The 17,342-nt window shown below is 60.6% G+C and carries 18 protein-coding genes; 4 read left to right on the top strand and 14 right to left on the bottom strand.

The features are described from left to right. Positions 1 to 63: 63 nt before the first annotated feature. Positions 64 to 1,125 carry an AI-2E family transporter gene (locus tag ACWFSR_RS09545; protein ID WP_197106027.1) on the top strand — a complete coding sequence of 354 codons (1,062 nt, stop codon included), beginning with the start codon at positions 64 to 66 and terminating at the stop codon, positions 1,123 to 1,125. A 10-nt stretch (positions 1,126 to 1,135) separates the two neighbouring features. On the opposite strand, the gene ACWFSR_RS09550 is transcribed toward ACWFSR_RS09545, so the two are convergent. From ACWFSR_RS09550 to rpsB, 9 genes are all read right to left on the bottom strand, one after another. Continuing rightward, the gene (locus tag ACWFSR_RS09550) at positions 1,136 to 1,900 is read right to left on the bottom strand and encodes an alpha/beta hydrolase (RefSeq protein WP_307783838.1); all 765 of its coding nucleotides are present in this window, start codon (positions 1,898 to 1,900) and stop codon (positions 1,136 to 1,138) included. 10 nt (positions 1,901 to 1,910) lie between these two features. Continuing rightward, on the bottom strand, positions 1,911 to 2,210 hold the full coding sequence (locus tag ACWFSR_RS09555) for a hypothetical protein (RefSeq protein WP_197106028.1): 300 nt from the start codon (positions 2,208 to 2,210) through the stop codon (positions 1,911 to 1,913). Between the two features lie 31 nt (positions 2,211 to 2,241). Further along, positions 2,242 to 2,889 (bottom strand): aggregation-promoting factor C-terminal-like domain-containing protein, encoded by a 648-nt coding sequence (locus ACWFSR_RS09560; protein WP_231599665.1) that lies wholly within the window; start codon positions 2,887 to 2,889, stop codon positions 2,242 to 2,244. A 43-nt stretch (positions 2,890 to 2,932) separates the two neighbouring features. Continuing rightward, a complete protein-coding gene (locus ACWFSR_RS09565) occupies positions 2,933 to 3,484 on the bottom strand; it encodes a DivIVA domain-containing protein (RefSeq protein WP_197106029.1) in 552 nt (183 codons plus the stop codon). Positions 3,485 to 3,498: 14 nt separating this feature from the next. Next, positions 3,499 to 4,377 (bottom strand): phosphatidate cytidylyltransferase, encoded by an 879-nt coding sequence (locus ACWFSR_RS09570; protein WP_197109713.1) that lies wholly within the window; start codon positions 4,375 to 4,377, stop codon positions 3,499 to 3,501. Next, positions 4,377 to 4,928 carry a ribosome recycling factor gene (gene frr, locus ACWFSR_RS09575; RefSeq protein WP_197106031.1) on the bottom strand — a complete coding sequence of 184 codons (552 nt, stop codon included), beginning with the start codon at positions 4,926 to 4,928 and terminating at the stop codon, positions 4,377 to 4,379. The genes ACWFSR_RS09570 and frr overlap by 1 nt, the downstream gene beginning before the upstream one ends. A 107-nt stretch (positions 4,929 to 5,035) precedes the next feature. After that, the gene (pyrH, locus tag ACWFSR_RS09580) at positions 5,036 to 5,749 is read right to left on the bottom strand and encodes a UMP kinase (RefSeq protein WP_197106032.1); all 714 of its coding nucleotides are present in this window, start codon (positions 5,747 to 5,749) and stop codon (positions 5,036 to 5,038) included. Positions 5,750 to 5,916: 167 nt separating this feature from the next. Then, a complete protein-coding gene (gene tsf / locus ACWFSR_RS09585; protein ID WP_197106033.1) occupies positions 5,917 to 6,744 on the bottom strand; it encodes a translation elongation factor Ts in 828 nt (275 codons plus the stop codon). Between the two features lie 11 nt (positions 6,745 to 6,755). Then, on the bottom strand, positions 6,756 to 7,718 hold the full coding sequence (gene rpsB, locus ACWFSR_RS09590; protein WP_197106034.1) for a 30S ribosomal protein S2: 963 nt from the start codon (positions 7,716 to 7,718) through the stop codon (positions 6,756 to 6,758). A 321-nt stretch (positions 7,719 to 8,039) separates the two neighbouring features. On the opposite strand from rpsB, the gene ACWFSR_RS09595 reads away from it, so the two are divergent. After that, on the top strand, positions 8,040 to 8,531 hold the full coding sequence (locus ACWFSR_RS09595) for a M23 family metallopeptidase (RefSeq protein WP_447522266.1): 492 nt from the start codon (positions 8,040 to 8,042) through the stop codon (positions 8,529 to 8,531). A gap of 62 nt (positions 8,532 to 8,593) precedes the next feature. Here the strand turns inward: ACWFSR_RS09595 and ACWFSR_RS09600 are convergent, their stop codons facing one another. Beyond that, complete coding sequence (locus ACWFSR_RS09600; protein WP_447522267.1) at positions 8,594 to 10,765, bottom strand: MMPL family transporter; 2,172 nt, start codon at positions 10,763 to 10,765, stop codon at positions 8,594 to 8,596. Between the two features lie 77 nt (positions 10,766 to 10,842). Between ACWFSR_RS09600 and ACWFSR_RS09605 the strand changes: the two genes are divergently transcribed. Next, a complete protein-coding gene (locus ACWFSR_RS09605) occupies positions 10,843 to 11,421 on the top strand; it encodes a MarR family winged helix-turn-helix transcriptional regulator (protein ID WP_197106036.1) in 579 nt (192 codons plus the stop codon). Positions 11,422 to 11,483: 62 nt separating this feature from the next. Here the strand turns inward: ACWFSR_RS09605 and ACWFSR_RS09610 are convergent, their stop codons facing one another. Further along, positions 11,484 to 12,410 (bottom strand): tyrosine recombinase XerC, encoded by a 927-nt coding sequence (locus ACWFSR_RS09610; RefSeq protein WP_447522268.1) that lies wholly within the window; start codon positions 12,408 to 12,410, stop codon positions 11,484 to 11,486. 38 nt (positions 12,411 to 12,448) lie between these two features. Between ACWFSR_RS09610 and ACWFSR_RS09615 the strand changes: the two genes are divergently transcribed. Further along, entirely contained in the window at positions 12,449 to 13,261 is an 813-nt protein-coding gene (locus ACWFSR_RS09615) for an SDR family NAD(P)-dependent oxidoreductase (protein WP_447522269.1), read from the top strand. On the opposite strand, the gene ACWFSR_RS09620 is transcribed toward ACWFSR_RS09615, so the two are convergent. The 3 genes from ACWFSR_RS09620 to putP all read right to left on the bottom strand — a co-directional run bounded on the left by ACWFSR_RS09620 (position 13,258) and on the right by putP (position 17,053). Then, complete coding sequence (locus tag ACWFSR_RS09620; protein ID WP_447522270.1) at positions 13,258 to 14,130, bottom strand: NADPH-dependent oxidoreductase; 873 nt, start codon at positions 14,128 to 14,130, stop codon at positions 13,258 to 13,260. The genes ACWFSR_RS09615 and ACWFSR_RS09620 overlap by 4 nt on opposite strands. 75 nt (positions 14,131 to 14,205) lie before the next feature. Then, on the bottom strand, positions 14,206 to 15,135 hold the full coding sequence (locus tag ACWFSR_RS09625) for a phosphodiesterase (RefSeq protein WP_197109707.1): 930 nt from the start codon (positions 15,133 to 15,135) through the stop codon (positions 14,206 to 14,208). A 397-nt stretch (positions 15,136 to 15,532) separates the two neighbouring features. After that, positions 15,533 to 17,053, bottom strand: coding sequence for a sodium/proline symporter PutP (gene putP, locus ACWFSR_RS09630; RefSeq protein WP_197106041.1), 1,521 nt, complete (start codon positions 17,051 to 17,053; stop codon positions 15,533 to 15,535). Positions 17,054 to 17,342 lie beyond the last annotated feature (289 nt).

Genomic DNA, 17,342 nt, shown 5'->3' on the forward strand with positions numbered 1-17,342 from the left:
CGCACGGCACCTAGAATTGCGCTCAGCCCGACACAGTTGCGTTAGGCCGAACGGAGCCATGCAATGAAGATCCTCAATCCATTCCGCCTCGGACTACTCGGCGGTCTAGGGGTTCTTGTCGCGGTTGGAATCGGCCAGACGGTGATTTCGCTCGCGACGATCCTGACGTACGTGGGGGCAGCGCTCTTCCTCGCGCTCGGCCTCGACCCTGTCGTCACGTGGCTCGAGACGAAGAAGTTCCCGCGATGGACCGCGATTCTTACCGTGCTGGCTGGCGTGCTTGGGGTTTTCACCGGGCTCATTTTTGCGATCGTTCCCGTAATCGCCGAGCAGGTCAGAAATGCGTCCGAAGCCATTCCGCGACTTGTCACAGCCTTCTTCGATGGAACCGTTCGCGAGAGCGTCGAGACAGCGTTCCCGTGGCTCAACGTGCAAGATCTGCTCGACGGCTTCAACGTCTGGATCGCCGACCTCGACTTCACCACGATCGGTGGCGGAGTGTTCGCCGTCGGCATCGGCATCGCCACCGGAATTACCGGCGCCATCATCGTGCTTATCCTCACGATTTACTTCGTATCGTCGCTCAACAACATCAAAGGTGGCCTGTACCAACTCGTGCCTGCGACCAAGCGCGCGAAGTTCATCGACCTCGCCGAACAAGTCAGCGCTGCAGTTGGTCGCTACGTCATCGGTCAGGGCTCACTCGCGCTCGTCAACGGTGTGCTGTCGTTCCTGGTCCTGACTCTGATCTTCCCGGCATTCGGGCTCCCCGTGAAGTACTCAGCACTGCTGGCCTTCATCGCCTTCGTCGGGTCACTCATCCCACTCGTTGGAACTCTCAGCGGCTCCATTGTCATCACGCTGCTCGTGCTGCTGTTCAACGGCCCGCCCAGCGTGATCGCCGTTGGAATCTACTACCTGATCTACATGCAGGTCGAGGCTTACCTGCTCAACCCACGCATCATGAACAAAGCCGTCAAGATTCCCGGCGCGCTCGTGGTGATTGCCGCCCTCGCGGGGGGAACGTTACTGGGCATCCTGGGCGCGCTTATCGCAATCCCCGTTGCCGCAGCGATCCTGCTGATTGTTCAGCAAGTTGTCGTGCCGCGCCAAGCAGACCTCTAACGACGAGGCGTCACAGGGCCGGTGTGGCCTCGGGCGGCCACGTGCGCGGCAACGGCAGCACCACAGGGTTGAGCCGTGCTACGACCTCGGTGAGCACGCGATAGGTTTGCGTCTCCCCCACCCACAGGTGCTTGCCACCCTCGACGGCGACGAATTCCAGTTCAGGCACCGAGGCAAAGCGCTGCGCGGCTTCTTCAGGCCGTAAGTAGTCATCGAGCTCGGGAATCACCGCAACCAAGCGACGCTCATTTGCTGCCCACGCGGCTACGTCATCCGCAGTCGCACGATGCAGCGGCGGCGAAAGCAAAATTGCGCCCGTGATCGGATGCTGCAAGCCGTACTTGAGTGTGACCTCTGTGCCAAATGACCACCCAAGCAACCACACGTTGGGAAGCCCGCGTTCACGCACGAAGTCCATTGCCGCTGCAAGGTCGTGCGCTTCAAGCTCGCCCTCACCGAACGAGCCCTCTGATGTTCCGCGGGGAGAGGTAACCCCACGGAAGTTGAAGCGCAGCACAGCGATGTCGGCGAGTGCCGGCAGTCGAGCGGCAGCTTTGCGGATGATGTGCGAGTCCATAAACCCGCCAGCCGTCGGCAAGGGGTGAAGTGTGACGAGCGTCGCTGCGATGTGGCCGGACTCCGGAAGCGACAACTCCCCCACCAGGGTGAAGCCGTCGTCGGTGTGCAGCTCGATATTCTCGCGCACCGCCGGGAGCTCGGTAGCACCCCGAATGGGTTCGCTTGCGGGAGTGTCGTTCACAGCAGTTTCGTTCACAGGGTACGGCTCACAATCTGATCTTCCAGCAGTGCTGATGCCAGTGGCGGCGGGCGGCGAGGTCGTCTGCGGACCCCATGATGCCGTCAGCACGCCACGTAACGGTGTGCGCAGTGCCCGAAGTGATCGTTTGCGAGCATCCGGGGCACGTGTAGTTCTTTACGGCGTTAGCGGGCGAGACAGGCTGAACGTTCCATTCGCCGTCACGCTTCATTTCGGTGCGCCGCGAGCCAAACAGTGCCTGCCGGAGGTCACCGTTGTCGTCGTCGTCGGGACGACGCCGCCCGCGGGGGCGATTAGAACGAGGCATAGCTCAAGCTTATGCGGTGACGCGAGACGGTCTAGTACCAGCCGTTGGACTCTGAATAAGCCCACGCGCCACACGGAGTTCCGTAACGGCCCTCGATGTAGCTCAAGCCCCACGCAATCTGAGTTGCGGGGTTAGTAGCCCAGTCCGCACCCGCAGTAGCCATCTTGCTGCCGGGAAGCGCCTGCGGGATGCCGTAGGCACCACTCGACGCGTTCTGGGCATAAACGTTCCACCCAGATTCGCGGTTCCACAGGCTGACGAGGCAGTTGTACTCACTCGTGCCTAGGCCTCGGGCAGTGAGCATAGACAGAGCAATCGCTTGGGCAGTGCCCGGGTCAGGAGTGCCAACAGCCGGCGCTTCAGGCGCGGCGACAACAACAGGTTCTACGACAATCTCTTTGATAGTGAGTTTGTCGCGCGAAACTTCGTTCACAAAGCCTTCGGCAACAGTGATCGATTGCACTTCTGCGCGCTGCACGGTGCTCAACGGCGCCGGAGCGGCCGAAACAGTACTCGCCGGCGTCGGAGCAGCCATCATCAACGTCGCAATGAATCCCAAGCTCACTGTCGAAGCGAAAGCAGGCAAGCTCCACGAGACGCGTTTGTGCCGCCCAGAAAGATCCGCGCTCTGACTCTTGGCCTGAGCGCGGAGGATTGCCGCATGAGATTTAATAAACAAAGTACGACGATGCTAACGGACAGACCTGAAAAAACAGAGGGAATTAGCGAACGGCGAGCATGACGTCGATGACAGAGTCGATGAGGTAATCGACCTGCGCTTCGCGATAGCCACCCTTGGCGCTGCGGAAAGCCGCCGTGCGCACGCGATCGATCGTGAGCGGGGCACCGTGCTGGAAGTAGTCGGAAAGCTCCTGAGCAAACGCATCAACGTCTTTGATCGAGTATCCGATGGTGAAAGAACTTGTGCGCGCGAATTTCTTGCCATCGCGTCGTGCCAGACGGTTGAGAATTTCTTGCGCTTCGGAGCGAGCGTTGGCGTACCAGGCAGTCTCCCCCAGTTCCGCAATCGCACGATCACGCTCGCGAGCGGCGAATGCGTCTTCAAGGCGCTCCAACGCGGAGTCGACGTGTACCGGCGAATATCCACCCTTCTGCATGGCAAAAGCCAGCTTGCGGATGGTGCGAGACGACACGACTGACGAGTCGCCGCGATCGGCGGTGTAGGCACGACGCGCCTCCTCGAGGAAGTCCTCGACCTGGTCGACGTTGTACCCGAGCTTTGACTTTCGGCTACGAGGAAATGTGGTGCTCACGGTTCTATTGTGCCTTACGAGAAGATAAGAAAGAGTGCATAGCCCGCTGCGGCTGACAAAAGCGACGAATCTACGCGATCCAAGAAGCCGCCGTGGCCCGGAAGCCACGTACTAATGTCTTTGATCCCGAGGTCTCGTTTGATAAGTGACTCCGCTAGATCTCCCATGGTTGCGGTGCCCAAAATGACGAGGCCAAAGATGAGTCCAACCCACCAAGGCTGATCGATCATGAAGAGGGCAAGCAGAATGCCTGCAGTGATCGCCGCAAGCGCTGCTCCCGCAAACCCTTCCCAGGTTTTGCCGGGGCTGATGGTGGGAGCCATCTTATGTTTGCCAAACGAAAGCCCGCTCGCATACGCCCCGATGTCACTGACAACGACAACGATCAACATTGCAAGCGTCCACCACTGACCGCCGTCTTGAGCAGTGAGCAGCACCGTGAAGCTTGCCAAGAAAGCAACATATAGCATCACGAAGACGCCGGCGCCGAGGTCGCGCATGATCGACCGCACCGAGCCACGGTGACTCGGCATCACGACTACTTCAACGAGTCGCCACAGCCACACGAACACAATGCCACCGAGCGTGACAAACCACTGGCCTTCAGCCTGCCAATAGAACGACGCCGGAACAACCGCGACTGCCGCGATGACAGCTGCCACTCGCGGAATCTTGAGGCCTGCAAAACGAAGCGCACTGGCGAGCTCGAATGCTGTGAAGGCAACCAGCACGCCGGCAAAGAGCATGTACAGCTCTTTGACAAAGATCAAGCTGAACAACAACGCAAGACCCAGCCCCAGCCCCACGGTGAGAGCCATCGCCAAAGGACGCCCTGTGCGGGCGTTAATCTTGTCGTTTGTAGCTCGAACGTGAGCTTCGAATTCGGAGACCATTAGACCTCGAGCAGTTCAGCTTCTTTGCGCTTGAGAGCGTCGTCGATTGTGTCGACGTGAGCCTTCGTGCTCGCTTCTAGTTCTTTCTCGGCGCGCGCAACCTCGTCTTCGCCGACCTCGGTGAGTGCCTCAAGGTCGTCTTTCGCCTTACGGCGCACGTTGCGAAGCGAGACACGAGCCTGCTCAGCCTTGTCGCGAACTACCTTGACGAACTCTTTACGGCGGTCTTCCGTCAGTTCCGGCAGAGTGGCGCGGATGACATTGCCATCGTTTCCGACGCTTGCACCGAGGTGGTGAGCGCCTGCGATTGCCTTCTCAATGTCTTTGAGCGCGGACTTGTCGAACGGGGTGATCAGGAGAGTACGAGCCTCTTGGTTCACCATGGACGCAAGCTGCTGCAACGGTGTGGGGGTTCCGTAGTAGTCCACGAGGACCTTCTGGAACAACGCCGGATTAGCGCGGCCGGTACGAACCGTGCCGAAGTCATCTTTGGCAGCTTCTACTGCCTTGTTCATCTTTTCGCTAGCCTCGGCTAGAACATCACTGATCACGGGGCACTCCTCTGGGTCTCATCCAAGTTTAGCGTGCAGAGGCGTGAACAACTGCGGTGCGGCACTCGGAAATCGTTTAGCTTGGGTGGTGTTGGGGGCGCTGAGCGCTATCCGTGCACGCGAGTGCCGATTTGCTCTCCCACAATGGCGCGCGTGAGGTTGCCGGCAGGCTCCATGCCGAATACGAGCATAGGCATCGCATTGTCCATGCACAGGCTGAAGGCGGTCGAGTCGACAACCTTGAGGCCCTGCACGAGAGCGTCCTGGAAGCTGATTGATTCAAGCTTGCGGGCATCCGGGTTGCTACGGGGGTCAGAATCGTAGACGCCGTCGACACCGTTCTTAGCAACGAGCACTTCTTCAGCACCAATCTCGAGAGCGCGTTGAGCGGCGACAGTATCGGTGGAGAAGTACGGCAAGCCTGCACCGGCACCGAAAATGACGACGCGGCCCTTCTCAAGGTGGCGTTCGGCGCGCAACGGAATGTACGGTTCGGCGACCTGAGTCATCGCGATGGCCGACTGAACGCGGGTAGCGGTACCCGCTTGCTCGAGGAAGTCTTGGAGGGCGAGGGCGTTCATAACGGTGCCCAACATGCCCATGTAGTCAGCGCGACCGCGGTCCATTCCTCGCTGGCTGAGCTCCGCACCACGGAAGAAGTTGCCACCACCGACGACGATGGCGATCTCTACGTCAGCGGCAGCCGCAGCAATCTCTTTGGCCAGGGCCGAGACAACGTCGGGGTTAACACCCAACTGTCCGCCACCGAATGCTTCTCCCGACAGTTTTAGCAGCACTCGGCGTTTGCGTTGAATTGTCATCGTCTTCTTTCCCTAGCGGTTCTCTATTACAGGGTATTGCGTTGCGGAGAGTTCAGCACGGGCGCACAGCACATTCGCCGCAAACACCGTGATGGGCCGCCTGATCCTCGGCGGCACACAACAAAGGCCCGAGGCAATAGAGCCTCGGGCCTTCATCGATATGCGTGTTAGGCGCCTACCTTGAAGCGTGCAAAACCAGTGATGGTGATGCCCGCGTCAGCGGCAACCTTGGCGACCGAAACCTTGTTGTCGCGAGCGTAGTCCTGGTCAAGCAGGGCAACCTGCTTGAAGAACGCACCGAGACGACCTTCAACGATCTTGGGGAGAGCAGCGTCAGGCTTGCCCTCTCCGCGGCTGATTTCTTCAACGATACGACGCTCGTTCTCGACATCATCTGCCGGAACGTCTTCACGCGAAAGGTAGGTCGGAGCAGCGAACGAGATGTGCTGCGCGATTCCGCGAGCGGTCTCTGCATCGTCACCCGTGTATGCGACAACAACGCCGACCTGCGGAGGCAAGTCCTTGTTGGTGCGGTGCATGTAGACCTCGAACGAGTCACCCTCGACCTTGGTCAGGCGACGCAGTTCGAACTTCTCACCGAGAATCGCAGCCTCATCGTTGATGAGCTGTTCGACAGTCGACGACCCAGCGGGGGCCGCGAGGCCCTCTTCTACGGTCGACGCGCCGGACTCAGCAACTGCAGTAGCAACGGCCTCGCCGAGAGCAACGAACTTGTCACCCTTGGCAACGAAGTCGGTCTCGCAGGCGAGCTCGATGATGGTGGTTGATCCGCCAGCGGCTTTCGCGGCGATGAGGCCTTCGCTGGTGGAACGGTCAGAACGCTTTGCGTTGCTCTTGGCACCGCGCAGACGCAGGAGTTCGGTGGCCTTTTCGAGGTCACCGCCTGCCTCAACGAGAGCGTTCTTGGTTTCAACCATGCCGGTGCCGAGGCGCTCGCGCAGGGTCTTGAGGTCTTCGAGGCTGAAGTCTGCCATTGTTCGAATCCTTACTTCTTGTCGTCAGCTGCGTCTGCAGCCTTCGCGGGGGTCTTCTTTGCTGCGGGCTTAGCGGCGGCCTTTTCAGCCTTTTCCTCTGCCTTGGCGGGCTCTTCGGCCTTAGCTTCTTCAGCCTTGGGCTCTTCAGCCTTAGCTTCCTCAGCCTTGGCTTCTTCGGCCTTGGGCTCTTCGGTCTTTGCTGCAGCGGCATCCGCGTCAGCCTGACCAAGAAGCTCAGCTTCCCAAGCAGCCATGGGCTCTACTTCTTTGCCCTCTTCTGGCTTCTGGTGACGCTGGATGAGGCCCTCAGCAGCAGCGTCAGCAACGATGCGCGTGAGCAGACCAACCGAGCGGATGGCGTCGTCGTTACCCGGGATCGGGTACGCAACGTCGTCGGGGTCGCAGTTGGTGTCGAGGATGGCGATAACGGGGATACCAAGCTTGTGAGCCTCGTCAATAGCGAGGTGCTCCTTCTTGGTGTCAACGATCCAGATCGCCGAAGGGGTCTTCGTGAGGTTACGGATACCACCGAGGCTCTTCTGCAGTTTCACAAGCTCGCGCTTCTGAATGAGCAGTTCCTTCTTGGTGAAACCACGAGTGGTGTCGTCGAAGTCGACCTCTTCAAGTTCCTTCATGCGTGCAAGACGCTTGGAAACCGTCTGGAAGTTGGTGAGGAGTCCACCGAGCCAGCGCTGGTTGACGTAAGGCTGGCCTACGCGCAGTGCCTGCTCAGCGATGGTTCCCTGTGCCTGCTTCTTGGTACCGACGAAGAGGATGGTTCCGCCGTGGGCGACCGTCTCCTTGACGTAGTCATAAACAGCGTCGATGTGACCCAGCGACTGCTGAAGGTCAATGATGTGGCTGCCCGAGCGCTCGGTCAGAATAAAGCGCTTCATTTTCGGGTTCCAACGACGAGTCTGGTGTCCGAAGTGTACGCCGCTGTCGAGCAGCTGGCGGATGGTTACGACGGCCATGGCCGTTCTCCTTTTCTGGCTCACTGGCGCGCGTGGCGGCAATGGCCTTCTCAGTTAATATTCGCGACCGGTTGGCGCGAATCCTAGTGCCCGGGCATACCTCCGCCCCCAGCGCAATGGTGCACGAGAGGGGACTGAGTGGAGATAGCGGCCGTGTGCTGCGGTAGTTGTACTGCAGCGGGGCACGCGTAGTCACCGCGAATACACGCGGTGCTGCCAAAATCATACCATCGCTCCCCCACAACAGCATCACCGCGGAGAGGTTTCCCCGGATGTGCGTTTCGACCTCCATCGGGAGTGCCGAAACAGCACGCTGAATGGATGTTTCGAACCCCTTCAGCAGTGATTCTTGCGTTTCTCGTGGTGGCCGCTGCCGGCGCGAGTGCGAACGCCACCACGCCCACCGACTGGGACTGGCCCGTGGAGGCACCGCATCCGATCATCCGCCCCTATATCGCCCCTGACACGGCGTATTCGGCGGGACATCGTGGAATCGACATTGGCGCTGGCACCACGACTGAAGTGCGAGCTCCCTCCGCGGGCGTCGTGCACTTCGCCGGAGTCGTTGTAGATCGCCCGGTGCTGTCATTGCGGCACTCTGGCGGGCTCATCACGAGCTACGAGCCTGTGACCACCACGCTCTCGCGCGGCGATCCCGTGCAGCAAGGAGACGTGATTGGCGAGCTGCAGCCCGGACACTGCTCGGTCACGTGCATCCACTTTGGCGTGCGCCTCGATGGCGAATACGTGTCGCCGCTGAATTACCTCGGCGCAATCCCTCGCGCGATACTGCTGCCGACACGAAAGCCCTAGTCGAGCCCGAGCGCATAGCGCCTGCAGGCTCGACTAGGGCGAGCATCCGAGTTGTGCGTTGACTAAGCGTCGATGCTGTGTTTCGGCGAGTGGCCACCCTCGGCGTGCTTCGGAGCGTGATCTTCGGTGTGAGACGGAGCGTGTTCGCGAACGTGCTCTGCTGCGGCACGCTTCGGGGTGCGCACTTCTGCACCGACCGAGATCACGCGGCCCGGCCACCAGAACTTCTCACCAAGCATGAATGCAAGCGACGGCACGATCACCGTGCGAACAAGGAGAGTGTCGAGCAGCACACCAATGCAGACGATGATTCCAATCTGCGTGAGCGTGATGAGCGGCAGAACACCCAACACAGCGAACACCGCGGCGAGCAAAATACCCGCGCTCGTGATGACGCCACCGGTCGAGGAGAGCGCGCGAATCATTCCCTGGCGTGTGCCGTACTCAACCGCTTCTTCTCGAGCCCGTGTGACCAAGAAGATGTTGTAATCCACACCTAGGGCCACGAGGAAGAGGAAGCTAAACAGCACCACATTGGTATCGATCGCCGGGAATCCGAAGACCGACTGGAACAGCAACCAGCTCGCACCGAGGCTTGCAAAGAAGGAGGCAAGCACCGTGAGCAGCAACAGGATGGGCGCCACGAGCGAACGCAAGAGCAGTACCAGCACGATGAAGACCAGACCCAAGATAAGCGGGATCACCAGATCTTGGTCATGCTGCTGGGCACGCTGCACGTCGAGAGCCTGCGCATCCAACCCGCCGACGAGCGCATCAGCACCATCGATCGTGGAGAGTTCAGCGCGGAGAGCCTCAATAGCGGCGAACGAGCCCTCAGTTTCGGCCGCGTCATCCAACACCACGCTGATCTGCGTGATGGTGTCGGTGCTTTCACCGATCCGTACAGCGTCGACGCCGTCAACACCCTCTGCAGCCTGGGCCGCTTCCTCGGTGTAGTCAGAATTCACGATGACGGATGCCGGCGAACCACTACCAGCGGGGAAGGCATCAGCAATGAGTTCCTGACCTTGAACCGCTTCGGGAACCTGCGTAAAGCTCTCGGTCTGCGACAGCCCAATCTTGATCTGCGGCACACCCAAGGAAAGGGCGCCCAGTACGACTGCTCCCAAGATGGCGACGGCAACAGGCTTCTTGGAGACGAGAACGCCCAGCTTGTGCCAGACACCGCGCTCGGCGCTGCCTTCCGTGCCGAACTTGGGGATGTACGGCCAGAAGAGACCACGACCGAACAAGACGAGAGCGGCCGGCAAGACAACGAGCGCGAAGATCATGGCAATAACGACACCCGTCGCACACGCGATGCCGAGCGCACGGTTGCCCTGCAGCTCCGCGAATACGAGAGTGAGGAGGGCGAGCACCACTGTGCTGCCACTGGCGATGATGGCGGGGCCAGCTCCGCGCAGTGCCCGCGACATCGCCTCGCGACGGTCTTCTTCCAAGCGCAATTCATCGCGGTATCGAGCGATCAAGAGCAGCGCGTAGTTGGTGCCGGCACCGAAGACCAGTACCGAGAGAATTCCAGTGACCGAGGCATCCAGCTGGATGCCGGCGAGCGTGGCCACCCGGGCCGCGACGATTCCGGCAAGACCGTCAGCGGTACCAACAACGATGAGCGGCACCAGCCACAACCAGGGGCTGCGGTACGTCACGAGCAGGAGCACCGCGACAACAATCACGGTGGTGATGAGAAGGGTGAAGTCTGCGCCTTCAAAGACGGCGGCGATGTCGACTGCGAATCCTTCTGGACCACTCAGGAGAGCGGAAAGCCCGCTCGGAAGGTCAGCGTTGGCTTCGGTGCGAATCTCGTCTGCCCGCTCGGCTTGTTCGCCGGCCTCGGAGAGTGTGTCGAGCGGAACGGTGACGAGCGCTGTGGTGCCGTCGTCGGAGAACGAGGCTGGCGGAACGAATCCTTCAGCAGAGAGGTCGCTGAGCGACGCTGTCGCTGACGTGATCGCCGCGATGTCGTCGTCGGTGAGGTCGGCACCGTCACGGGTGTAGACGAGCAGCGCCACGGTGGAATCCGCGCCGGGCAGATCCCCTGCCGCTGCCGCAGCCTGGGCAGATTCGGCAGAATCCGGAAGGCCGATGCCGGGAAGCGCGCCCTCCTCGTTGCCCGAACCCGCGGCGAAGATCGCTCCGGCCGCAAGAAAAGCGGCAACCAATACGATCCACGAAGTGCGGCGGGCGGTGATGAACGTCCTGAGGCGAGACATCGCTCTCCTTCTGAAGAAAAGTACTTCGATTAACTAGATATTAGACAAGTTAGAAACCTACCGGTAAAGTAAAGACCATGCAACCCACCGAGCCCCCCATGGAGCGACCTCAAGCGCGGCGCCCCACCCAGCTGTTGCGCGACATCCTCGATACGAGTGAAGAGTTCGAACAACACGTGGGCCGCACACTCTCGGTGAACGCCACCGACCTTGAAGCGATGGAACACCTGATCATGAGCGGCCCCCTGCCACCCACCGAACTATCTCGGCGCCTCAACATCTCAACCCCCGCCGTCACCGCCGTCATCGACCGTCTTATCGGAGTCGGTCATGTCACGCGCGCCCAGCATCCGACCGATCGCCGCAGCATCGTTGTGGTCCCCAACCCGCGCTCCGTGGAAACCGCGATGGCAACCCTCATGCCGATGATCATGGGCATCGATAGTGTTCTCGACAATTTCGATGACGACGAGAAAGACGTCATTGAGCGCTACCTCGACCAGGTCGTCGCCATCTATCGCGCACAGTTGCCCGAGCCCGCCGACGTTCCCGCCCCCAAGCCAGCCGTTGCACCACCCAAGATCGACCTGCCCGGCCCCCGTCGCACCTCGTGGAAGCCAGAGACTCACATCAGCAACGGGCCGCTTCTTCCCTAACGAGCAGCGCACACCGCGCGGATGATCGCTGCCCGCTGGTGATGGTTAAGCGCGCGTGTTGGCTAAGCGCGCGGATGCGCCGTGCGATAGCTTTCGCGCAACCGCTCAGTCGACACGTGCGTGTAGAGCTGGGTAGTGCCGAGGCTCGCATGCCCCAAAAGTTCTTGAACAGCGCGCAAATCAGCGCCGCCATCCAACAAGTGGGTTGCGGCCGTATGTCTCAGCGTGTGCGGACCGGACCCACCCGAACCAGGAACGTCCGCCAACAAATGCGCGATCACTTCATACACCGTGCGCGCACTGACCCGCTTGCCGCGGGCACCCACGAATAGCGGTGCAGCTCCCCCGTTTTCAGCGGTGAGCTGAGGTCGCCCGCGCTTGAGATAGTCAGCGATCGCGTGCTGAGCTGGGATGCCGAAAGGCACCACCCGCTCCTTCGAGCCCTTACCCATGACGCGCACCGTTAGTCGGGAATCATCCACGTCATTCGCACTGAGCCCGACAAGCTCGCTCACCCGCAACGCAGACGCGTAGAGGAGCTCGACAATGGCCCAGTCCCGCAACGCGACGGGATCCGCCGTGGATGCCCGCGCCTCAACGCTCTGCAACATCTCGGACATCTGGTCGCGATTGAGAACCCGGGGCAAGTGCCGCTCGGCCTTGGGAGCCTTGAGGCGAGCCGCGACATCCACTTCGATGAGACTATTCTGAGCCAACCACGCGCTGAAGGCTCGCGAAGCAGCAGCCCGACGCGCCAATGTGGCTTTCGCGAGCCCCTCTTGGGATGACTGCCACAACCACTCTCGCAAGAGCTCGAGATCGAGGTCAGCGGGCTCTACCGCCAGACGTTCGGCAGCGAATGTGACGAGGTTGGTGAGATCAGAGCGATACGACCGAACCGTGTGCACGCTGAAGCCGCGGTCTGCCGAGAGGTACTCGACGAACTCATCAACACGGCGCGGCAGGCTCACTCCTCTATCGTGCTGCATGCTACGAACAATATGCCTCGGCACGATAGCGTTTCGGGATGACCACTCAGGCCCCACAACCCCACGCTGGCACTGCGCTCGTCACCGGAGCGACCTCCGGCCTCGGGGCAGAGTTTGCCCACCAACTAGCTGCAGCCGGGTACAACATTGTCTTAGTTGCTCGCGATCGATCCAGGCTCGACTCTGTCGCGACCGAGTTGCACTCGCGCTACGGCGTCAGGACCGAAGTGCTCAGAGCCGACCTCACTAACGTCGACGAACGTGCCCTCGTGGAACAGCGACTGCAATCGTCGGATGCTCCCATCAGCTACCTGGTGAACAACGCCGGCTATGGCCTGCCGCAAGAGTTCGAAACGAACTCCATCGATGATGAGGCGCGCATGCTGGAGATTCTCGCGACCGTCCCGCTGCGCCTCAGCCATGCCGTGCTCAGTGGAATGCTGAGTCGCGGTAGCGGCACCGTGCTCACCGTCGCGAGCATTGCCGGCGGAGCACCGCTCGGTCTCTATAGCGCCGCCAAATCGTGGCCGCTGAGCTTCAGCCGCTGGGCAAATGCCCACTACCGCCACCGTGGGGTGACATTCAGCGCAGTCGCGCCCGGATTCGTGCGCACCGAATTCCACGCTCGCCTTGGCATTGAGCGCGCCGACATGGCGCCGCGATGGATGTGGCTTGATGCTGGATTCGTAGTTCGTTCCGCCCTGCGTGCAGCAGCACGCGGTCGCGCCGTGTCGGTGCCGAGCGTGCGCTACACACTGGTCTGGGGCCTCATGAAAGTGGCCCAACCAGTGATCATGGTGTTTGTGGCGCGAGCAAGCCGCGCTGGCGACAACAGCACCCTCGGGCGCTAGCGGATTCTAAAACCGCGCGCTTCGACCTCGTCTTTAAGATGATCGCGCATGGCAACTGAAGGCCCGGTGACACCCTCGGGCTTGCTCGTGCGGCGGGCAGTGTGCTCAGCCCAGCCGTATTCCGCATCCGGAATCTGCACGCCCCCACTCGCGACTTGACGCCCGGCATAGAGGCCATTGGCAATCATGACGTCGTCATAGTCGCTGACGTGCTTCTCGACTTCGGCACCCGAATACTGCTCACGGTGCACGACAGCGTCACTCGACAACCGGGGCTTGCTCCCCCGACGCACACCCGCGCGCGGATAGCCGAGCGTGAGACCGGCAACAGCAAAGACTCCCTGCGGCAGGCCCAGTTCTTCGGCAATGGCCGTGGGGTTGTTGCGCACAGAACCAATCGGCACAGCCCCCAGGCCGAGCGACTCGGCCGCCACCAGTGCGTTCTCTAACGCGAGAGTGGCATCGATGGATGCCGTCAAGAACATCTCGAGGTTGTCGGCGTCAAAGCTGTGCCCCTGACGCTCGGCGAGGTAATGGAAGCGCGATACGTCAGCGCAGAATATGAGCATGACGGGCGCCTCGGCAACGTAACTCTGGTCGCCGACCAGGAGAGCTAGCCGGGCACGACGCTCCGCATCCTCGACGACGATGATGCTGAATGCCTGCAAGTTGGACGACGTAGGAGCACTGCGGGCCGACACCAAAATGGCATCAAGGGCTTCCGCCGCAATCGGGGTCGCTTCAAAGCTACGGATGGACTCGTGGCTCGTGAGCACCCGGATCGTGTCCGTAATGAACTCGGGCGAAATCTCCCGCCGCTCTTGTTCGATTCGAGATGCCGGTGCGGTGTGTGTCGAGCCCAAAGTCATAGCTCAATGATTTCACGGTGCACTGGATGCTTCGTGCACGCGCGACGCGGGCGAGAAGCGCGCATCACGCCCGAGCTAGTCGGATGCCGCCACTTCAGCCGCATTGAACGTGGAGTTCTTGGCCGAGAAAGTTTCGAGTCGCTGCTCGGGCGTCATCGATTCGATCTGAGCCCAGGCTTCAGACGAGTGGCCGGTAATCTCGGCGGTGTCACCCACCGGGATGATCGAGTGCACGGTCTGCTTGTCGTAGATATGAACAACATTAACGGACTGCCCATAGTCGACGCCGGAAAGCAGCCGTTCGTGGGCGCTGAGGTCGAGGGTGTAACAGGTTGCGGACGCGACTGAAACGGGGATGCCAGCGAACGTCGAATGCGTCGAATAGTGCAAGTGGCCTGCCAGAATCGCGCGAACGTCGCTGCCCTCGAGGACCTCTGCAAGCCGTTCTTGGCGCTGCAATTCGAGCATCCCCATCGCCTCCAACATCGGGGTTGGGATGGGGGGATGATGCACCGCAAGAAGAGTGCCGTGCGGGGCCGGGGTGGCGAGCTCCGCGCGCAGCCATTCCAGCTGTTCGTCGCTAATGTCGCCGTGGTGGTAGCCGGGCACGGTGGTGTCGAACGAGATGATGCGCAACCCGTCGATCATGTAAACCCGGTCTTGCGGGGCATCCGACTCTTCGTCAAAAAGGAGTGACGAGTACTGGGCGCGCTCGTCGTGGTTGCCCATGACCCAGATGATCTCGGCGTTCATTCGTTTGGCCGCGGGTTCGACGATGGCGCGCAAGCGCACGTAAGCATCGGGCTCGCCCAAGTCGGCGAGGTCTCCCGTAAACACAATGGCTTGAGGGTGCGCCGTCGAACGCTCAAGCTGGGCCAGCGCCTGCTCGAGGTGATCAATCGTGTTGACCGCACCATAGAGCGGTCGACCGCCCGCGAGCAGATGAGTATCACTGACATGCGCGATGACGTGGCTGGGTGCTGGGTACTGGCCGAGTTGAATCACACGGCAAGCCTAAGCCGCACGGCTGTCATCCACCGTGAATTTCTAGATTGTGGTGGGGCGCATTCCCGCAACAGGCAAGATCACCGAGTCGATGGAGGAGATCACGAAGGCGCGGTACGCCACCAGCGCTTGGCCCATCGTGCAGAGCATCTCGCTACTGCAGCCTTCAGTGATCCCGCACCGATCTCGCACCCGCACCCGCACCCGCACCCGCACCCGTGCAAAAAGTACTCGATTTGTCGCCGCGTGGGGCTCAATGAGGGCAGCGTGCGCTTCCAACACCCCGCGCCGAGGACGGAGAAGTAGCCGCGTCGCTCAACTAGAAATGCCCGCTCCACAACTGTGGGGCGGGCATTTCTTCGCGGTCGCGCTCAACTAGACGCGCGCACGTGGATAACTAGTTGTTCTTAGGGATTATCGGCAGCTGAACTGTTCCGGTACGCACGCTTTCGAGAGTGGTATCGAACTCTTCAGTGATCTTGTCGCTGTTCTTGAAGGTGAGCAGGCTCACTACTACGGCAACGATGATGTTGAGCGCGAAGCCAGGAACGATCTCGTACATCGCGCCCGTCAGTACGGGAACGTTGCCCCAGATAACGACGGTGACTGCGCCAGCGATCATTCCAGCAATCGCTCCGACGCTGGTCAGCTTGCGCCAGAAGAGCGACAGGATAACGATCGGTCCGAACGCGGCACCGAAGCCAGCCCACGCGTAAGCGACGAGGCTCAGGATCGACGAGTCGGGGTCCCACGCGAGAATGATCGCGACGACCGAGACGATCAGTACGCCCATACGACCCAGGATGACCTGAGCCTTAGGCGTTGCTTCCTTCTTGGCGACGATCTTGAAGAGGTCCTCAACCAGTGCCGATGACGACACGATGAGCTGCGACGAGATCGTGCTCATGACGGCGGCGAGTACTGCTGCGAGGACAAGGCCCGCGATCAGCGGGTGGAAGAAGATCTGCGCAAGTTCGAGGAACACGCGCTCAGGATTATCAAGCGTGAGCTCAGGGTGCTGCTGGAAGTACGCAACACCGATGAGGGCGGATGCCATGGCTCCGATAACGGAGATGATCATCCAGCTGATTCCAATGCGGCGACCGGCTACGGCGTCTCCAGGAGAGCGAAGCGCCATGAAGCGTACGAGGATGTGCGGCTGGCCGAAGTAACCAAGGCCCCACGCTGCTGCGGAGATCGCGGCGAGTACTGTTCCGCCGGTGAAGAGGCTGAACATATCGATTTCGGTGTTCGCGGCACGGATCGATTCGATCGTGTTGGCGACTCCACCGGTCTGCGTGATGCCAACAATGGGCACTGCGATGAGGGCGAGGAAGATCATGATGCCCTGGACGACGTCGGTGTAGGTTGCGCCGATGAATCCGCCGAAGAGGGTGTAGAGGACGGTTACTCCACCGACAACGAGCATTCCGATCCAGTATTCAGAGCCGAATGCGCTCTGGAAGAAGACGCCACCGGCGACCATTCCGGAGGATACGTAGAAGGTGAAGAAGACGAGGATGATGATTCCAGCAGTGACGCGCAGAACGCGTGACTTGTCGCGGAGACGGTTCTCGAAGAAGCTCGGCAGTGTGATCGAGTTTTTGGAAACCTCGGTGTACGCACGCAGTCGCGGTGCGACAAATTTCCAGTTGAGCCAGGCACCGATGGTGAGGCCGATGGCGATCCAGCCTTGGAAGAGGCCACCAAGGTAGAAGGCGCCGGGGAGTCCGAGAAGGAGCCAACCTGACATGTCGGATGCTCCAGCACTCAGCGCCGCGACTCCGGGGCTGAGCTTGCGGCCAGCGAGCATGTAGTCGTCAAGGTTGCTGGTGCGCTTGTACGCCCACCAACCGATCCCAAGCATTGCGGCCAAATAAATGACCATCGCGATAATTTGGAAGAACTGATCGTTCATTTTGTCGCCTTTCCTTTACACATCCGTGGGCTAAGCCTGTCTACCCTCGCAGAGATAAGGATTAGTGACAATCTAAAAAGCCCGACATGAAACGTAAAGAAATCTAATGATTACTGCCTCAAACGCAGTGATGTGGCAGAATTCTCACGTTTGCACAGGAGTCTTGCGCGACGTGCGCGACATTCACAGCTTTCACCCCTTGCGCCCATACGGCGCAAACCGCGCTAATTTTTCGCCGGACAGCACCTTTAGCTGGCCGGCGGGTGTGATCGTGACGGCCGGCACCCCG

The sequence above is a fragment of the Salinibacterium sp. NYA9b genome, assembly GCF_976973725.1.